Genomic DNA, 14,922 nt, shown 5'->3' with positions numbered 1-14,922 from the left:
GCGCCGATTGGTTGCGGTAAGTCACCCGATCGGATCGCTTCCGGTGCACGGAGGAGACGGAATTCCCCCGACGGCGCGCGGCCGTTTTCCCGCGCGCCCCGTCGGCCGTTGGAGTGAACGGGAGCAACCCCGTCCCCGGCCCGGCAGTTGAGCCGGGCACTCCGATGGACGGGGTTTCTCCAGAAGGGAATCGCAAGTGATCAAGAAGGTTCTGGCCGCCGCCGCGGTCGCCGCGTCCGTTGCCGGCGTCTCCGCCGCCGCGTCGCCGGCCCTGGCCATCGGCAACGACACCGGCACCACGTCGTTCAGCGGCAACGGCGCCTCCCAGGCGTTCGGCAACTCCGCGACGTACGGCAACATGAGCCCGCAGATGGCGCTCATCCAGGGCTCGCTCAACAAGCCCTGCATCGGCCTGCCCGCGAAGGTCAACGCCCAGTCCCTGGTGGCTCTGCTCAACGTCGGCGTGCAGGACATCCCGATCCTGTCCTCGCCGCAGAACCAGCAGTGCGTCGAGAACTCGACCCAGGCCAAGGGCGACGAGCCGCTGTCGCACATCCTGGACGACATCTCCGCGCTGTCCGGCAACGGCGCCGGCAACGACTGAGTCCTCCGCACGCTCGCGGGCCCCACGTGGGGCCCGGCCCTCCGGGCCGCCGACTCGATCGGCGGCCCGTCGGTGTTTCCGGGGCGGCTGCTTTCCGGGGGCGGCCGAGCTGAGGGGGGCGTTTGTGAACTCATCGGACTGCGCTGCCCCGATAGGGTCAAAGACCGCAACTTCGGCGACCGCTTCCCCGTTGACGATCACGCAGCTCCTCCCCGGAGTCCGCCTTTCGAAGGGAACCAACATGAAGAAGCTGTGGGCAACCGCGGCCGTCGCCGCCTCCGTCGCCGGTCTCGCGGGCGCGGCCGCCCCGCAGGCCCTGGCCATCGGTGACGACCACGGCACCACGTCGTTCAGCGGCAACGGCGCCTCGCAGGCGTTCGGCAACTCTGCCACCTACGGCAACATGAGCCCGCAGCTGGCTCTGGTCCAGGGTTCGCTGAACAAGCCCTGCATCGGCCTGCCGGCGAAGCTCAACGCCCAGTCCCTGGTGGCTCTGCTCAACGTCGGCGTCCAGGACATCCCCGTCCTGTCCTCGCCGCAGAACCAGCAGTGCGTCGAGAACTCGACCCAGGCCAAGGGCGACGAGCCGCTGTCGCACGTCCTGGACGACATCTCCGCGCTGTCCGGCAACGGCGCCGGCAACGGCTGATCGAGCCCCGCGCAGCGGCGGCCCACCGGTTCGGAACCGGTGGGCCGCCGTCGTGTGTACGGACCCCCGCTAGGACACGATGTCCTTGCGGGTGAAGCCCCGGAAGGCCAGGGCGAAGAGGACCAGGGCGTAGGTGACCGAGACCGAGGCGCCCTGGGCCATCCCGGCCCACTCCGCGTGCGGCTGGAGGAGGTCGGCCCAGGCGAACTGCCAGTGCGCGGGCAGGAAGTCCCGCCAGTGGCCGAGCGCGGTCACCGCGTCCAGGACATTGCCGACGATGGTCAGCCCGACCGCTCCCCCCACCGCGCCGAGCGGGGCGTCGGTGCGGGTGGAGAGCCAGAACGCGAGTCCGGCGGTGACCAGTTGCGAGACAAAGAGGTACAGCACCACCACGGCCAGCCGCCCGACCGCCGTCCCCGCCTCCACCGCCCCGCCGGTCGGCACGACCAGCGGACCCCAGCCGTACACGGCCGTGCCCACCGCCAGAGCCACCGTGGGCAGCAGGATCATCGCGGCCAGGCTCATCCCCAGCCCCACCACCAGCTTGGACAGCAGCAGCCGGGCCCTCGGCACCGGTGCCGCCAGCAGATAGCGCAGCGAGGACCAGCCCGCCTCGGAGGCGACCGTGTCCCCGCAGAACAGGGCGACCGGGATCACCAGCAGGAAGCCGGCCGACACGAAGAGGCTGACGGCGGCGAAGTTGGCGCCGGACGCGGTGGCCGTGTCCATCAGGGTGATCCGGCGCCCCCGCCCGGCCGGGTCCCCGCCGATCGCGAACGCGGCCAGCAGGATCAGCGGCAGCGCGGCCAGGATCGCGCCCATGACCAGCGTGCGGCGCCGCCCGAGCTGGCGGACGAGTTCCACGCGTACGGGCAGGGTGCGGGAGGCGCGGTAGCCGGGTGCCGTCTGTGCGCTCTCGGTGAGCGTGCTCACGCGGAGCCTCCGATCAGGGTGAGGAAGGCGTCCTCCAGACGCCGGTGCGGGCCGACGGAGAGCACGGGCACCTCCAGCCGGACCAGGTCCACGACGAGTTGGCCCGCGGTGTTGCCGGGTTCGAGGCGGATCAGCAGCCCGTCCTCGGCCTGTACGGCGGAGGCGACGCCGTCCAGCGCGGCCACCTTCTCCACGACCGGCTCGGCGACCGGGCTGCCGGTGCCGACGAGCAGGGTGTCGCCGGACCCGACGATCTCCCGGACCGGGCCCGCCTGGACCAGCCGGCCCCGGTCCATGACCACCAGGTGGGTGCAGGACTGCTCGACCTCGGCCAGGAGGTGGCTGGAGACGATGACGGTGCGTCCGGCGGCCGCGTACCGGATCAGCACCTGGCGCATCTCGCGGATCTGCGGCGGGTCCAGGCCGTTGGTGGGCTCGTCCAGGATGAGCAGGTCGGGCAGGCCCAGCATGGCCTGGGCGATGGCCAGGCGCTGGCGCATGCCCTGGGAGTAGGTGCGTACCGCGCGGGCCAGGGCGAAGCCGAGGCCGGCGATCTCCAGGGCCTCGGCCAGGTGGGCGTCCTCGGGCGGGCGGCCGGTGGCGCGCCAGTACAGCTCCAGGTTCTCCCGGCCGGTGAGGTGGGGCAGGAAGCCGGCGCCCTCCACGAAGGCGCCGACTCGGGAGAGGACGGGGGAGCCGGGACGGATGGCGTGGCCGAAGACCCGGATCTCGCCGCCGTCGGGCCGGATCAGGCCCATCAGCATGCGCAGGGTGGTGGTCTTGCCCGCGCCGTTGGGCCCGAGCAGTCCGAGCACTTGGCCCTTCTCGACACGGAAGGAGAGGTCGCGTACGGCGGTGGGGGCGCCCCCTGCTCGAGCGAAGCCGAGAGCTTGGGGGATGTCGGAGGACCGGGCGTAGCGCTTGCTCAAGTCGTTGATGACCAGCGGGACTTCGGCCAGTTCGGGATCGGGCGCGGGGGCGGTGGTGCGGCGGCGGGTGGTGAGGAGGAGGGCGAGGGCGGCTGCGGCGCCGGCGAGGGGGAGCCACCAGACCCAGGAGGGCAGCGGGGTGGCCGCGGTGGTGACGGCGGGGGCCGTGGGCACGCTCAAGGGGCCCTTGAGGGAGACCGTGTAGGTTGCGGGGGCGGTGGGTGAGGCGTAACCGAGGTCGGTGGTGGCGACGACCAGGCGGAGGCGGTGGCCCTGCTGCACCTCGTGGTCCACGGGCGGGAGGGTGACGGTGACGTCCTTGCCGGACTTGGCTCCGGTGATCCTGAGCGGGGTGACGAGCTGGCCGGGGAGCACCTGGCCGCCGCCGGGGCCGACGTCGTAGAGCTTGGCGAAGAGCACCGCGTCGGCGCTGGTGGACTTCACGTGGACGCGGGCGGTCGGGGTGCCGGTGATGCGGAGGGCGGTGCGCTGCGGCGGCGCGTCGAACTTGGCGTACTGGCCGGGGAAGTCGAGGGAGACGCCGGTGCCGAGGGCGGAGAGCTGGGCGAGGCCGCCTCCGCCGAGGCCGGGCAGCGCGGAGACGGCGGGCGGGCTGGCGCCGGCCGGGTTGGCGACGCGCTGCTCGCGGCCGGTGAGGGGGATGGTGCGGGGGTCGCCGCGCAGGCCGGGGTAGGTGCCGGCGGTGGCGCCCCGGCTGCGGGTGCTGCCGTCGGTGGAGTCGACGCCTCCGGTGCGGGTGATCCGGAAGGCGGGCCCGGTGCCGGTCGCCGTCTCGCCCTTGAGGTAGTGGTCGAACCACGCCCGCATCCGCCCCTGGACCCGGCCGGTCTCCAGGTCTCCCCCGTCGTGGCCGCCCGCGATCCAGTCGACCTTGACGGGCGCGCCGGTGGCCCGGATCGCGCGCTCGGCGGCGTCGGACTGGGCGAGGGTGAACAGGGAGTCGGTCTGGCCCTGGAAGAGCAGGGTGGGGACCTTGATCTGGTCGGCGACGGCGGCGGGTGAGCGGCGCTGGAGCAGGGCGCGGGCGTCGGCGTCGGGGGTGCCGGACTGGGCGACGCGCTGGTACATGGCGCACAGCGCGGGCTCGAACTGCCCGCAGCCACCGCCGGAGTTGAAGAAGACGCCGGTCCACAGCTTCTTGAACACGCCGTTCGGGAAGAGTGCGTCGGCGAGGTCCCAGTAGGTGATGGCGGGTGCGATGGCGTCGACGCGCGGGTCGTGTCCGGCCGCCAGCAGGGAGACGGCCCCGCCGTACGAGCCGCCCGCCATGCCGACGCGCGGGTCGCCGGGTTTGTCGAGGCGGACCTCGGGGCGGGTGGCCAGCCAGTCGATGAGCCGGGAGACGTCGGTGACCTCGTGCGCCGGGTCGTTGAGCCCGATCTTTCCTGTCGAGTGGCCGAACCCCCGTGCCGACCAGGTGAGTACGGCGTACCCGTGCCCGGCGAGGTCCTCGGCCTGGGCGCGCAGGTCGTCCTTGCTGCCGCCGAAGCCGTGGGCGAGGAGGACGGCGGGGCGTCGGCCGCCTCCTCCGGAGGTGAAGTACGAGGTGTCCACGCGGGTGCCGTCCGCCATGGTGAGGACCCGGTCGCCGCGGTGCGGGCGGGGCGTGTCGGACGCGGTCGCCGTCCACGTACCGGTGGCGGCCAGCAGTACGGCGGCCCCCAGTGCGGCGGCGGCCCGGCGGGGCCTCTTCAGCAGCCGGGGCACTCGAAGATCCATGACCCAACGGTACGGGCCGCCCTCCCCGCCGGACGGCCCCGCCGGGCTGAACCCCCGCCCCTCCTTCGGGAGTACGGGCCCGGCCGGGTGTACTGCGGGCGCGGTAGGGGGCCCGTTCGATCAGGCGCGGGTGTCCTCGGGGAGCGAGACCAGCCAGTGGGTGTCGCGGCGCGGCCGCAGGTACAGCGCCCAGTAGAGGGTGGCGACGGCGGTGATACCGCCGGTCCACAGCAGGTAGGCGGGCTCCTGCTGGACGAGGACGTAACCGAGCACGGCGATGAGCAGGACGGGTACGGCCGGCCACAGCGGCATCCGCCAGGCGGCGGTGTGCCGGTGGCTGTCGCGGCGGCCCAGCAGGGCGGCGACGGCGACGAGCAGGTACATGGCGGTGACGGACACCCCGGTGACGCCGTAGAGGGTGTCCAGGTCGACGAAGCAGAGCAGCGCGCCGGGGACGCCGACGGTGAGGGTGGCGACCCAGGGCGAGCCGAAGCGGCCGAGCCGGGAGAGCAGGCCGTTGACCGGGGTGGGCCACGCCTTGTCGCGGGCGGAGGCGAACAGGACGCGGGAGTTCTGGATGACCATCACGATGCCCGCGTTGACGATGGCGAGGGCGACGCAGAGGCTGACGAAGGTGCCGACGGCGGTGTTGGACCAGGCCGTCACCATGGCGCTGAGGTCGCCGCCGGTCAGCTCCTTCAGGTCGGTGGCGCCCATGGTGATGGCGGCGACCGGCACCAGGATGATCACGGTCGAGATGGCGAGGGTGGCGAGCACGGTACGGGCCACGTCCCGGCGCGGGTGCTCCAGTTCCTCGGAGAGGTAGACGGCGGTCGAGAAGCCCTGGGTGACGAAGAGGGCGATGGCGAGACCGGAGACGACCAGGGCGGCGGTGACGGGGTCGGTCCCGCCGTGGGCTCCGGCCACCTCCATGGAGACCAGGCTGCCGGCGCCCCGGTGGGCGTGGGAGAAGCCGAGCACGGCGACGACGGCCGCCGCGATCACCTCGAGGACCAGGAAGACGCCGGTGATCCAGGCGTTGGCGCGCAGGTCGAGCAGTCCGGCGAGGGTGGCGAGCAGCATGACCCCGGCGCCGGTGAGCGCGGGGTCCACGTGGACGAGGGGGGCGATGTAGTCGGCGGTGCCCATGGCGATGACGGGCGGCACGATCACGACGACCAGCAGCGACAGCACGAACACCAGCCAGCCCGCGAGGCGCCCGGCGAGGGTGGAGACCATGGCGTACTCGCCGCCCGCGCTGGGGATGAGGGTGCCCAGCTCGGCGTAGCAGAACGCCACGGCGATACAGAGCAGTGAGCCGATGGCGATGGTGAGCGCGGTCGCGGTGCCGAGGGTGCCGAACAGGTCGGGGACGACCACGAAGAGGGTGGAGGCGGGCGTCACGCAGGAGAGCGTCAGCAGGGTGCCCCCGACGACGCCGATGGAGCGCTTGAGTTTCCGCTGACCGTCGCCGGTCTGTTCGGCACTGGCTGGCTCGGCGGGGCGGAGCGTGTCGGTCATGCGGCGTCCGATCGACTCGTGCGGTGAGGACTCGGGCGGGAGCGGTATCGCCTCCGGCGGCTCGCTGTGTGTCGTACGTCTCGCTCCCGGCGCTGCATGGAACACCGACGAAAACCATCACGTCAATGGGTGTCCACCTACGGAATCCGCAGCCCTGACCTGCCTCCGGCGACGTAAACAGCAGCATCTCGTAGGCGCCTGCGCCCTTGTCGGCCGTACGGGAACCGCAGGCCCTGGCCGAAAAAAGACGGGCCCGAAGGCGGCGGAAACTGCCTTCGGGCCCGGATGTCCGCGTGGCTCAGTGGTTGCGCGGGAAGCCCAGGTCGACGCCGGCCGGGGCGTCGGAGGGGTCGGGCCAGCGGGTGGTGACGACCTTCCCGCGGGTGTAGAAGTGCGTGCCGTCGTTGCCGTAGATGTGGTGGTCGCCGAAGAGGGAGTCCTTCCAGCCGCCGAAGGAGTGGTAGCCGACGGGGACCGGGATGGGGACGTTGACGCCGACCATGCCGGCCTCGATCTCGAGCTGGAAGCGGCGGGCGGCGCCGCCGTCGCGGGTGAAGATGGCGGTGCCGTTGCCGTAGGGGGAGGCGTTGATGAGGGCGACGCCGTCCTCGTAGGTGTCGACGCGCAGCACGGACAGCACCGGGCCGAAGATCTCGTCCTGGTACGCCTTCGCGCTGGTCGGCACCTTGTCGAGCAGGGAGATGCCGATCCAGTGGCCGTCCTCGTGGCCCTCGACGGTGTATCCGGTGCCGTCGAGCACGACCTCGGCACCCTCGTCGGCGGCGCCGGTGACGTAGGAGGCCACCTTGTCCCGGTGGACCTTGGTGATCAGCGGGCCCATCTCCGAGGTGGGGTCGGTGCCGGGGCCGATCTTGATCTTCTCGGCACGCTCACGGATCTTCTGCACCAGCTCGTCGCCGATGGAGCCGACCGCGACGACCGCGGAGATGGCCATGCAGCGCTCGCCCGCCGAGCCGTAGGCGGCGGAGACGGCGGCGTCGGCGGCCGCGTCGAGGTCGGCGTCGGGGAGGACCAGCATGTGGTTCTTGGCGCCGCCGAGGGCCTGGACGCGCTTGCCGTGGGCGGAGGCGGTGGTGTGGATGTAGCGGGCGATCGGGGTGGAGCCGACGAAGGACACCGCCTTCACGTCCGGGTGCTCCAGCAGCCGGTCGACGGCCACCTTGTCACCGTGCACGACGTTGAAGACGCCGTCCGGCAGCCCGGCCTCGGCCAGGAGTTCCGCCAGCTTCAGAGCCGCCGACGGGTCCTTCTCCGAGGGCTTCAGCACGAAGGTGTTGCCGCACGCGATGGCCAGCGGGAACATCCACATCGGCACCATCGCCGGGAAGTTGAACGGGGTGATGCCCGCGACCACCCCGAGCGGCTGCCGGATCGCGGCCACGTCGACGTTGGTGGCGACCTGGGTCGACAGCTCGCCCTTGAGCTGGACGCTGATCCCGCAGGCCAGGTCCACGATCTCCAGGCCGCGCGCGACCTCGCCGAGCGCGTCGGAGTGCACCTTGCCGTGCTCTGCGGTGATCAGCGCGGCGACGTCGTCGCGGTGCTCGTCCAGCAGCGCCCGGAACTTGAACAGGATGGACGTGCGCTGGGCCAGCGAGGACTGTCCCCAGGTGGCGAAGGCGTCCTTGGCGGCGGCGACCGCCGCGTCCACCTCCTCGACGCCTGCGAAGGCGACCTTGGTGGTGACCTCGCCGGTCGCCGGGTCGGTGACCGGCCCGTACGTACCCGACGCGCCCTCGGCGGTCTTGCCGCCGATCCAGTGGTTGACGATCTTCGTCATGTCCTCGGGCTCCTTGTCACAGATGGCGGCGGCGGGCCGGCAGATGCCGTTCGTACAGCTCACGTGCCTTGACCGCGGACGGCCTGGTCGCGGTCTCGGCCACAGGAACATCCCACCAGGCCGCGGCGGGAGGCGCGCCCGACACACTGTCGGACGTTTCGGTCTCCACGTAGACACAAGTGGGAGTGTCGGCGGCGCGCGCCTCGGCGAGGGCCTCCCGAAGCTCGGAAACCGTCCGGGCGCGCAGCACCCGCATGCCCAGGCTGGCCGCGTTGGCGGCGAGGTCGACGGGGAGGGGCGGGCCGGTGAGGGAGCCGTCCTCGGCTGGGTACCGGTAGGCGGTGCCGAAGCGCTCGGCGCCGACCGACTCCGACAGCCCGCCGATGGACGCGTACCCGTGGTTCTGGATCAGCACCATCTTCACCGCCACGCCCTCCTGCACGGCGGTGACGATCTCGGTCGGCATCATCAGGTACGTGCCGTCGCCGACCAGCGCCCAGACGTTCCGCTCGGGCGCGGCGAGCTTCACGCCGAGGGCGGCCGGGATCTCGTAGCCCATGCAGGAGTAGCCGTACTCCAGGTGGTACTGGTCGCGGGCGCGGGTCCGCCAGAGTTTGTGCAGGTCGCCGGGTAGGGAGCCGGCCGCGCCCACGATGATGTCGCTCGCGTCCACCAGGGCGTCCAGCGCGCCGATCACCTGCGCCTGGGTCGGCACCGCCTCCGGGTCCCCGGCCGCGAAGCAGGCGTCGACGCGAGCCTCCCAGCGGGCCTTGCCCCCGGTGTACCCGGCCACCAAGGTGTGCGGCGCCCGGTGCCCGTGCATCCCCAGCGCCTCGGTCAGCTCGCCCAGGCCGCTGCGGGCGTCGGCGACCAGCGGCAGCCCGGCCATCTTGTGGCCGTCGAAGGGCGCGATGTTGAGGTTGAGGAAGCGCACACCGGGGTCGGCGAAGAGGGTGCCGGAGGCGGTGGTGAAGTCGGTGTACCGGGTGCCGACCCCGATCACCAGGTCGGCGCGGCGGGCGAGTTCGTCGGCGGTGTCGGTGCCGGTGTGGCCGATGCCGCCCACGTCCTGGGGATGGTCGTACGGCAGGGAGCCCTTGCCGGCCTGGGTGGAGGCGACCGGGATGCCGGTGGCGGCGGCGAACTCCGCGAGCGCGTCCTCCGCGCGGCTGTGGTGGACCCCACCGCCCGCGACGACGAGGGGGCGCCGGGCCTCCCTGATCACCCGTACCGCTTCGGCGAGTTCGGCCGGGTCGGCGCCGGGCCTGCGCACGGTCCACACCCGGTCGGCGAAGAACTCCTCGGGCCAGTCGTACGCCTCCGCCTGCACGTCCTGCGGGAGGGCGAGGGTGACGGCGCCGGTGTCGACCGGGTCGGTCAGCACCCGCATGGCCGCGAGCGCGCTCGGGATCAGGGCCTCGGGGCGGGTGATCCGGTCGAAGTACCGGGACACCGGGCGCAGGGTGTCGTTCACCGACACGTCGCCCGCATAGGGGAGTTCGAGCTGCTGGAGGACGGGGTCGGCGGGGCGGGTGGCGAAGACGTCGCCGGGGAGGAGCAGGACGGGCAGGTGGTTGACGGTGGCGAGGGCGGCGCCGGTGACGAGGTTGGTGGCGCCGGGGCCGATGGAGGTGGTCACCGCGTGGGTGGAGAGACGGTTCGACTGGCGGGCGTACCCGACGGCCGCGTGCACCATCGCCTGCTCGTTGCGGCCCTGGTGGTACGGCATCAACTCACGGTGCTCGAGGAGGGCTTGGCCGATCCCGGCGACGTTGCCGTGGCCGAAGACGCCCCAGGTGGCGCCGATGAGCCGCTGCCGAACCCCGTCGCGTTCGGTGTACTGGGCGGCGAGGAAGCGGACGAGCGCCTGCGCGACCGTGAGCCTGGTGGTCACCGGTAACCCCCTGTGTGGTCCGGATGGAAGCTGATCCGCCACTCCCGGTCCGCGCCGGGACCGGCCATCACGTTCAGGTAGTACATGGCGTGGCCGGGCTGGGCGATCGACGGGCCGTGCCAGCCGTCGGGTACGAGCACCGCGTCACCCGTGCGGACCTCGGCGAGCAGGTCGGCGCCGCCGGTACGGGAGGGGAAGACGCGCTGGTAGCCGAGGCCGCCGTCCTCGATCTCGAAGTAGTAGATCTCCTCCAGCTCGGACTCCTCCCCCGGCCGGTGCTCGTCGTGCTTGTGCGGCGGGTAGGACGACCAGTTGCCGCCGGGGGTGATGACCTCCACGGCGATGAGCCGGTCGCAGTCGAAGGCGTCGGCGGCGGCGAAGTTGCGCACCTGGCGGGCGCAGGTGCCGCTGCCGCGCTGTTCGACGGGGACCTCCGGCGCGGGGCCGTAGCGGGCGGGGAGTCGTCGCTCGCACTTCGCTCCTGCCAGGGCGAAGCGGCCTCCCGCGCCGGAGGCGATCTGGACCCGGCTGTCGCGGGGGGCGTACGCGAAGTCGGAGACTGCCGCGAACACGTTCTCGCGGCCTCGGATCTGGAACTCGTTCTCGTCAATTTGTACGGTACATGCACCCTGGAGGGGGAGCATGATCCATTCGGCGGCACCGGTGTCGAAGGTATGGGTGCCGCCCGCCGGCAGCTCCACGACGCGCAGGCGGGTGTGTGCCCAACCCTCCTGATCCGGCCCGATGTCGAGCGCGTACGGGCCGCTCGCGGCCTCGCCGTGCGGCAGATGGAGTCGGGTGCTGGTCATGCGGGCCCTCACAGCAGTCCTGCGGCGGTGTCCACGGCGGCGGCCACGTCGCCGTCCGCCGGGTACAGCAGTGTGCGGCCGACCACCAGGCCGCGCACGGTGGGCAGTCGCAGCGCGCCGCGCCACTTCTCGTACGCGGCGGCCTGCTCCTGCGGGGAGCCGCCGGTCTCGCCGCCGAGCAGGACGGCGGGCAGCGTGGTGGTCGCCATGACGTCGGCCATGTCGTCCGGGTTCTCCGTGACGGGCACCTTCAACCAGGTGTAGGCGGAGGAACCGCCGAGTCCGGAGGCGATGGCGAGGGAGGTGGTGACGGCCTCGGCGGACAGATCGTTGCGCAGGCGCCCGTCCGGACCGCGTCGGCAGAGGAACGGCTCGATGAACAGCGGGAGTCGGCGCTCCGCCATGGCGTCGACGGCACGGGCGGCGGACTCCAGGGTGGTCAGCGAGCCGGGGTCGGCGGGGTCGATGCGCAGCAGCAGCTTGCCCGCGTCGAAGCGGCGGCGCCGGATGTCCTCGGGGCGCGGTCCGGTGAAGCGGTCGTCCAGCTCGAAGCGGGCTCCCTGGAGACCGCCCCGGTTCATGGAGCCGAGGACGACCTTGCCCTCCAGGGCGCCGAGCAGCAGCAGATCGTCCAGCACGTCGGCGCCGGCCAGCACCCCGTCCACGCCGGGCCGGGACAGCGCCACGCACAGCCGGTCCAGCAGGTCGGCACGGTTGGCCATGGCGAAGGGCCGCCCGCCCGCGCCGAGCGCACCCCGCGCCGGATGGTCGGCGGCGACGATCAGCAGCCGCTCGCTCGGCCCGACCAACGGCCGCCGCACCCGGCGCTCGGCGGCCTCCGCGATGGCCTCGGGGTGCCGGGTACGGAGGTGGACCAGGGCGGCGACGTCGACCTGGGCGGTGCTCATCGCGGGGCTCCGGCACGAGCCGGGGTCCCGCTCATCGCACCGCTCCCGCCGCCAGCGCGGCCGACACCTCGTCCGGCGTCGGCATCGCCGACGAGCACTCCAGGCGGGAGGCCACGATGGCGCCGGCGGCGTTGGCGTGCCGCATGACGGTCTCCAGATCCCACCCCTGGAGCAGGCCGTGGCACAGCGAGCCCCCGAACGCGTCGCCCGCGCCGAGGCCGTTGAGGACGGTGACGGGCAGCGGGGGCACCTCCGCGCTCCCGCCGTCGCGGTGGACGGCGAGGACGCCCTTGGGGCCCTGCTTCACCACCGCCAGCTCCACCCCGGCGGCCAGTAGCGCGCGGGCGGCGGCGTGCGGTTCACGGGTGCCGGTGGCGATCTCCACCTCGTCCACGTTGCCGACGGCGACGGTGGCGTGCCGCAGAGCCTCGGCGTAGAAGGGGCGGGCCGCCTCGGGGTCGCTCCAGGCCGCGTTGTTCCAAAGAGCGGGCCGCCAGTCCAGGTCGAAGACCGTGATGCCGGACCGGGCGCGATGGGCGAGGGCGCCGAGGGTCGCGGTGCGGCTCGGCTCTTCGCTCAGGCCGGTGCCGGTGACCCAGAAGGCGCGGGCGGCGCGAATCGCGTCGAGGTCGAGTTCGCCGGGGTGGATCTCCAGGTCGGGGGCCTTGGGCCGGCGGTAGAAGTAGAGCGGGAAGTCGTCCGGCGGGAAGACCTCGCAGAAGGTGACCGGCGTGGGCAGGCCGGGCACCGGGGTGACCCAGCGGTCGTCCACGCCGAAGCCGCGCAGCGCCTCGTGGAGGTACGTACCGAACGGATCGTCACCGGTACGGGTGACGACCGCGGTTCGGAGCCCGAGGCGGGCCGCGGCGACGGCGACATTGGTGGCGGAGCCGCCGAGGAACTTGCCGAAGGACGACACCTGGGCGAGCGGGACGCCGGTCTGGAGGGGGTAGAGGTCCACCCCGATGCGTCCCATGGTGATCAGGTCGTACGCCATCGACTCCCCTTCATCAGGATTCCTCAGGACTCCACCCGGCAGGACTCTCCCCCGGCTTTCTAGTCCGGTCCGGTGAGCCCTGTCAACGTTTTGTCCAGACATTCGGACCAGCTATTGACACGCTTTCCGGGCGGCCCGCACGCTGGCGGCCATGACGTCGATGCCGTCCTCCCCGCTGTCCCGTGTCCGCGTCGGTTCGGCCCCCGACTCCTGGGGCGTCTGGTTCCCGGACGACCCCGCCCAGGTCCCCTGGCGGCGCTTCCTGGACGAGGTGGCCGCGTCCGGCTACGAGTGGATCGAGCTGGGCCCCTACGGGTACCTGCCCACCGACCCCGAGGTACTCGCCGAGGAGACCGCGCGGCGCGGCCTGAAGGTGTCGGCCGGGACCGTGTTCACCGGGCTGCACCACGGCCCGGCGGTGTGGGAGAAGACCTGGGAGCACGTCTCCGCCGTCGCCGGGCTGACCCGCGCGACCGGCGCCCGCCATCTGGTCGTCATCCCCTCCTTCTGGCGGGACGACCGCACCGGCGCGGTGCTGGAGCCGGCCGAACTGACCCCGGCCCAGTGGCGCGACCTGACCGAGCAGACCGAGCGGCTGGGCCACGAGGTGCGCGAGCGGTACGGCCTGACGATCGTCGTCCACCCCCACGCCGACACCCACATCGACACCGAGGCCCACGTCACCCGCTTCCTCGACGCCACCGACCCCGACCTCGTCTCCCTCTGCCTGGACACCGGCCACTACGCCTACTGCGGCGGGGACAGCGTCGAGCTGATCGAGACCTACGGCGAGCGGCTCGGCTACCTCCACCTCAAACAGGTCGACCCCGAGATCCTGGCTCAGGTCCGCGCGGACGGCACGCCCTTCGGCCCGGCGGTCGCGCGAGGCGTGATGTGCGAACCCCCCGCCGGGGTACCCGCGCTCGGCCCCGTCCTGGAGGCGGCGGCCAGGCTGGACACCGACCTCTTCGCCATCGTCGAGCAGGACATGTACCCCTGTGAGCCGGACCGGCCCCTGCCGATCGCCCGCCGCACCCGCGCGTTCCTGAGGTCGTGCGGCGTATAAACGCACCGCTGGACGTCCCGCACGCGGGCGTGCGCGACGGTCCCGCCCGTACGGGTCAACCCGCCACGCGTGGCGTACGCCCGCTTCTTCTGCTGCGGTTGTGTCACGAACGCGCCTCTCCTGTCACATATGTCGCGCGTACGCGGGTTGTCGGTCACACCCGTCCCACAGCCGCTTGCTCACGGTCACTCTGCGTCGTTGACCGGGCACAGGCTTGGTGATCACCAGCACAGCGCCGGGCTCCCTCGACGGCCGTCCCCCGGCCGCCGCCGCGGCGCGCGCAGGAGGTGCGACGCATGACCGACCGCAGGCTCTGGTCCTACAAGGAGATCGCGGCACACATCCGGGTGCAGCCGGACACCGTTCGGTCCTACCGGAAACACGGCCTGCTGCCACCGCCCGACCTCGTGGAGGGCGGCAAGCCCTACTGGTACGCCGACACCGTGCGCGCCTGGGTCGCCTCCCGGCCCGGCAACCGGGGCCGCAGAGACGGCTGACCCCCGCGCCACCCGACCAGGAACGCCCGTACGCCTCCCCCAGGGGACGGCGTGCGGGCGTTCGCCGTACTGCGACAAAGCGGGCGTATACATAGGGTGCTGGTGAATTCACCCCCACCTCGGCACCCCCTTGGGGAATACCCCCTAGGGGTATAGTGTTCGAAGAGTGGGGGTTCCCCCGAGGACCCCATGGGCATCAGGTGTCACCACCTGCCCCCGACCACGTGTTTGACGAGGAGAACGACATGAGCGCCCAGACCGACACCCCCGGCTCCGTCACCGCCGTCTACCAGGTGAGCGGCATGAGCTGCGGCCACTGCGAGGGCTCCGTCTCCGGCGAGATCTCCGAGCTCCCCGGCGTCAGCTCGGTGAAGGCCGTCGCCTCCACCGGCGAGGTCACCGTCGTCTCGGCCGCCCCGCTCGACGACGAGGCCGTGCGTGCCGCCGTCGACGAGGCCGGCTTCGAGCTGACCGGGCGGGCCTGAGCACCACCCCGCAGGTCCGCGCGGTTACGCGCGCGGACCGCGCAACCCTTCCCCGACCGGGCCGTACCGACCAGCTCATACTGGATTCC

Annotated in this window: 13 protein-coding genes; 5 read left to right on the top strand and 8 right to left on the bottom strand. The window is 72.5% G+C overall.

Annotation, left to right across the window (positions count from 1 at the left end; all coding sequences use genetic code 11):
• Positions 1–196 precede the first annotated feature (196 nt).
• Positions 197–604: a rodlin gene (locus tag OG448_RS19920; RefSeq protein WP_405555629.1), complete on the top strand. Its 408-nt coding sequence runs from the start codon at positions 197–199 to the stop codon at positions 602–604.
• A gap of 241 nt (positions 605–845) precedes the next feature.
• Positions 846–1,253: a rodlin gene (locus OG448_RS19915; RefSeq protein WP_405555627.1), complete on the top strand. Its 408-nt coding sequence runs from the start codon at positions 846–848 to the stop codon at positions 1,251–1,253.
• Positions 1,254–1,322: 69 nt separating this feature from the next.
• On the opposite strand, the gene OG448_RS19910 is transcribed toward OG448_RS19915, so the two are convergent.
• The 8 genes from OG448_RS19910 to iolC all read right to left on the bottom strand — a co-directional run bounded on the left by OG448_RS19910 (position 1,323) and on the right by iolC (position 12,785).
• Positions 1,323–2,186: an ABC transporter permease gene (locus OG448_RS19910; RefSeq protein ID WP_405555625.1), complete on the bottom strand. Its 864-nt coding sequence runs from the start codon at positions 2,184–2,186 to the stop codon at positions 1,323–1,325.
• A complete protein-coding gene (locus tag OG448_RS19905) occupies positions 2,183–4,855 on the bottom strand; it encodes a CocE/NonD family hydrolase (protein WP_405555623.1) in 2,673 nt (890 codons plus the stop codon). Before OG448_RS19905 ends, OG448_RS19910 begins: the two co-directional genes overlap by 4 nt.
• Before the next feature lie 120 nt (positions 4,856–4,975).
• Positions 4,976–6,376: an APC family permease gene (locus tag OG448_RS19900; protein ID WP_405555621.1), complete on the bottom strand. Its 1,401-nt coding sequence runs from the start codon at positions 6,374–6,376 to the stop codon at positions 4,976–4,978.
• Between the two features lie 298 nt (positions 6,377–6,674).
• The gene (gene mmsA, locus OG448_RS19895) at positions 6,675–8,177 is read right to left on the bottom strand and encodes a CoA-acylating methylmalonate-semialdehyde dehydrogenase (protein WP_405555619.1); all 1,503 of its coding nucleotides are present in this window, start codon (positions 8,175–8,177) and stop codon (positions 6,675–6,677) included.
• 16 nt (positions 8,178–8,193) lie between these two features.
• The gene (iolD, locus tag OG448_RS19890; protein ID WP_405555618.1) at positions 8,194–10,071 is read right to left on the bottom strand and encodes a 3D-(3,5/4)-trihydroxycyclohexane-1,2-dione acylhydrolase (decyclizing); all 1,878 of its coding nucleotides are present in this window, start codon (positions 10,069–10,071) and stop codon (positions 8,194–8,196) included.
• Entirely contained in the window at positions 10,068–10,880 is an 813-nt protein-coding gene (iolB, locus tag OG448_RS19885; protein WP_405555616.1) for a 5-deoxy-glucuronate isomerase, read from the bottom strand. Before iolB ends, iolD begins: the two co-directional genes overlap by 4 nt.
• 8 nt (positions 10,881–10,888) lie before the next feature.
• Positions 10,889–11,788: a deoxyribose-phosphate aldolase gene (locus OG448_RS19880; protein WP_405555614.1), complete on the bottom strand. Its 900-nt coding sequence runs from the start codon at positions 11,786–11,788 to the stop codon at positions 10,889–10,891.
• Between the two features lie 31 nt (positions 11,789–11,819).
• Complete coding sequence (gene iolC / locus OG448_RS19875; protein WP_405555613.1) at positions 11,820–12,785, bottom strand: 5-dehydro-2-deoxygluconokinase; 966 nt, start codon at positions 12,783–12,785, stop codon at positions 11,820–11,822.
• A gap of 151 nt (positions 12,786–12,936) precedes the next feature.
• Between iolC and OG448_RS19870 the strand changes: the two genes are divergently transcribed.
• From OG448_RS19870 to OG448_RS19860, 3 genes are all read left to right on the top strand, one after another.
• Complete coding sequence (locus OG448_RS19870; protein WP_405555611.1) at positions 12,937–13,851, top strand: sugar phosphate isomerase/epimerase family protein; 915 nt, start codon at positions 12,937–12,939, stop codon at positions 13,849–13,851.
• A 296-nt stretch (positions 13,852–14,147) separates the two neighbouring features.
• Complete coding sequence (locus OG448_RS19865; RefSeq protein WP_350754265.1) at positions 14,148–14,348, top strand: MerR family transcriptional regulator; 201 nt, start codon at positions 14,148–14,150, stop codon at positions 14,346–14,348.
• A 245-nt stretch (positions 14,349–14,593) separates the two neighbouring features.
• Positions 14,594–14,833 carry a heavy-metal-associated domain-containing protein gene (locus OG448_RS19860; protein WP_405555609.1) on the top strand — a complete coding sequence of 80 codons (240 nt, stop codon included), beginning with the start codon at positions 14,594–14,596 and terminating at the stop codon, positions 14,831–14,833.
• The last annotated feature ends 89 nt before the right edge of the window (positions 14,834–14,922 follow it).

The sequence above is a fragment of the Streptomyces sp. NBC_01171 genome, assembly GCF_045039805.1.
Classification (GTDB): Bacteria; Actinomycetota; Actinomycetes; order Streptomycetales; family Streptomycetaceae; genus Streptomyces.
This window is presented reverse-complemented; position numbering and strand designations above follow the sequence as displayed.

Excerpts from the sequence above, each read along its gene's own strand:
- OG448_RS19915 (WP_405555627.1), top strand. The coding sequence starts at position 846 with ATGAAGAAGCTGTGGGCAACCGCGGCCGTCGCCGCCTCCGTCGCCGGT.
- OG448_RS19905 (WP_405555623.1), bottom strand. The coding sequence starts at position 4,855 with ATGGATCTTCGAGTGCCCCGGCTGCTGAAGAGGCCCCGCCGGGCCGCC.
- OG448_RS19900 (WP_405555621.1), bottom strand. The coding sequence starts at position 6,376 with ATGACCGACACGCTCCGCCCCGCCGAGCCAGCCAGTGCCGAACAGACC.
- mmsA (WP_405555619.1), bottom strand. The coding sequence starts at position 8,177 with ATGACGAAGATCGTCAACCACTGGATCGGCGGCAAGACCGCCGAGGGC.
- iolB (WP_405555616.1), bottom strand. The coding sequence starts at position 10,880 with ATGACCAGCACCCGACTCCATCTGCCGCACGGCGAGGCCGCGAGCGGC.
- OG448_RS19880 (WP_405555614.1), bottom strand. The coding sequence starts at position 11,788 with ATGAGCACCGCCCAGGTCGACGTCGCCGCCCTGGTCCACCTCCGTACC.
- iolC (WP_405555613.1), bottom strand. The coding sequence starts at position 12,785 with ATGGCGTACGACCTGATCACCATGGGACGCATCGGGGTGGACCTCTAC.
- OG448_RS19870 (WP_405555611.1), top strand. The coding sequence starts at position 12,937 with ATGACGTCGATGCCGTCCTCCCCGCTGTCCCGTGTCCGCGTCGGTTCG.
- OG448_RS19865 (WP_350754265.1), top strand. The coding sequence starts at position 14,148 with ATGACCGACCGCAGGCTCTGGTCCTACAAGGAGATCGCGGCACACATC.
- OG448_RS19860 (WP_405555609.1), top strand. The coding sequence starts at position 14,594 with ATGAGCGCCCAGACCGACACCCCCGGCTCCGTCACCGCCGTCTACCAG.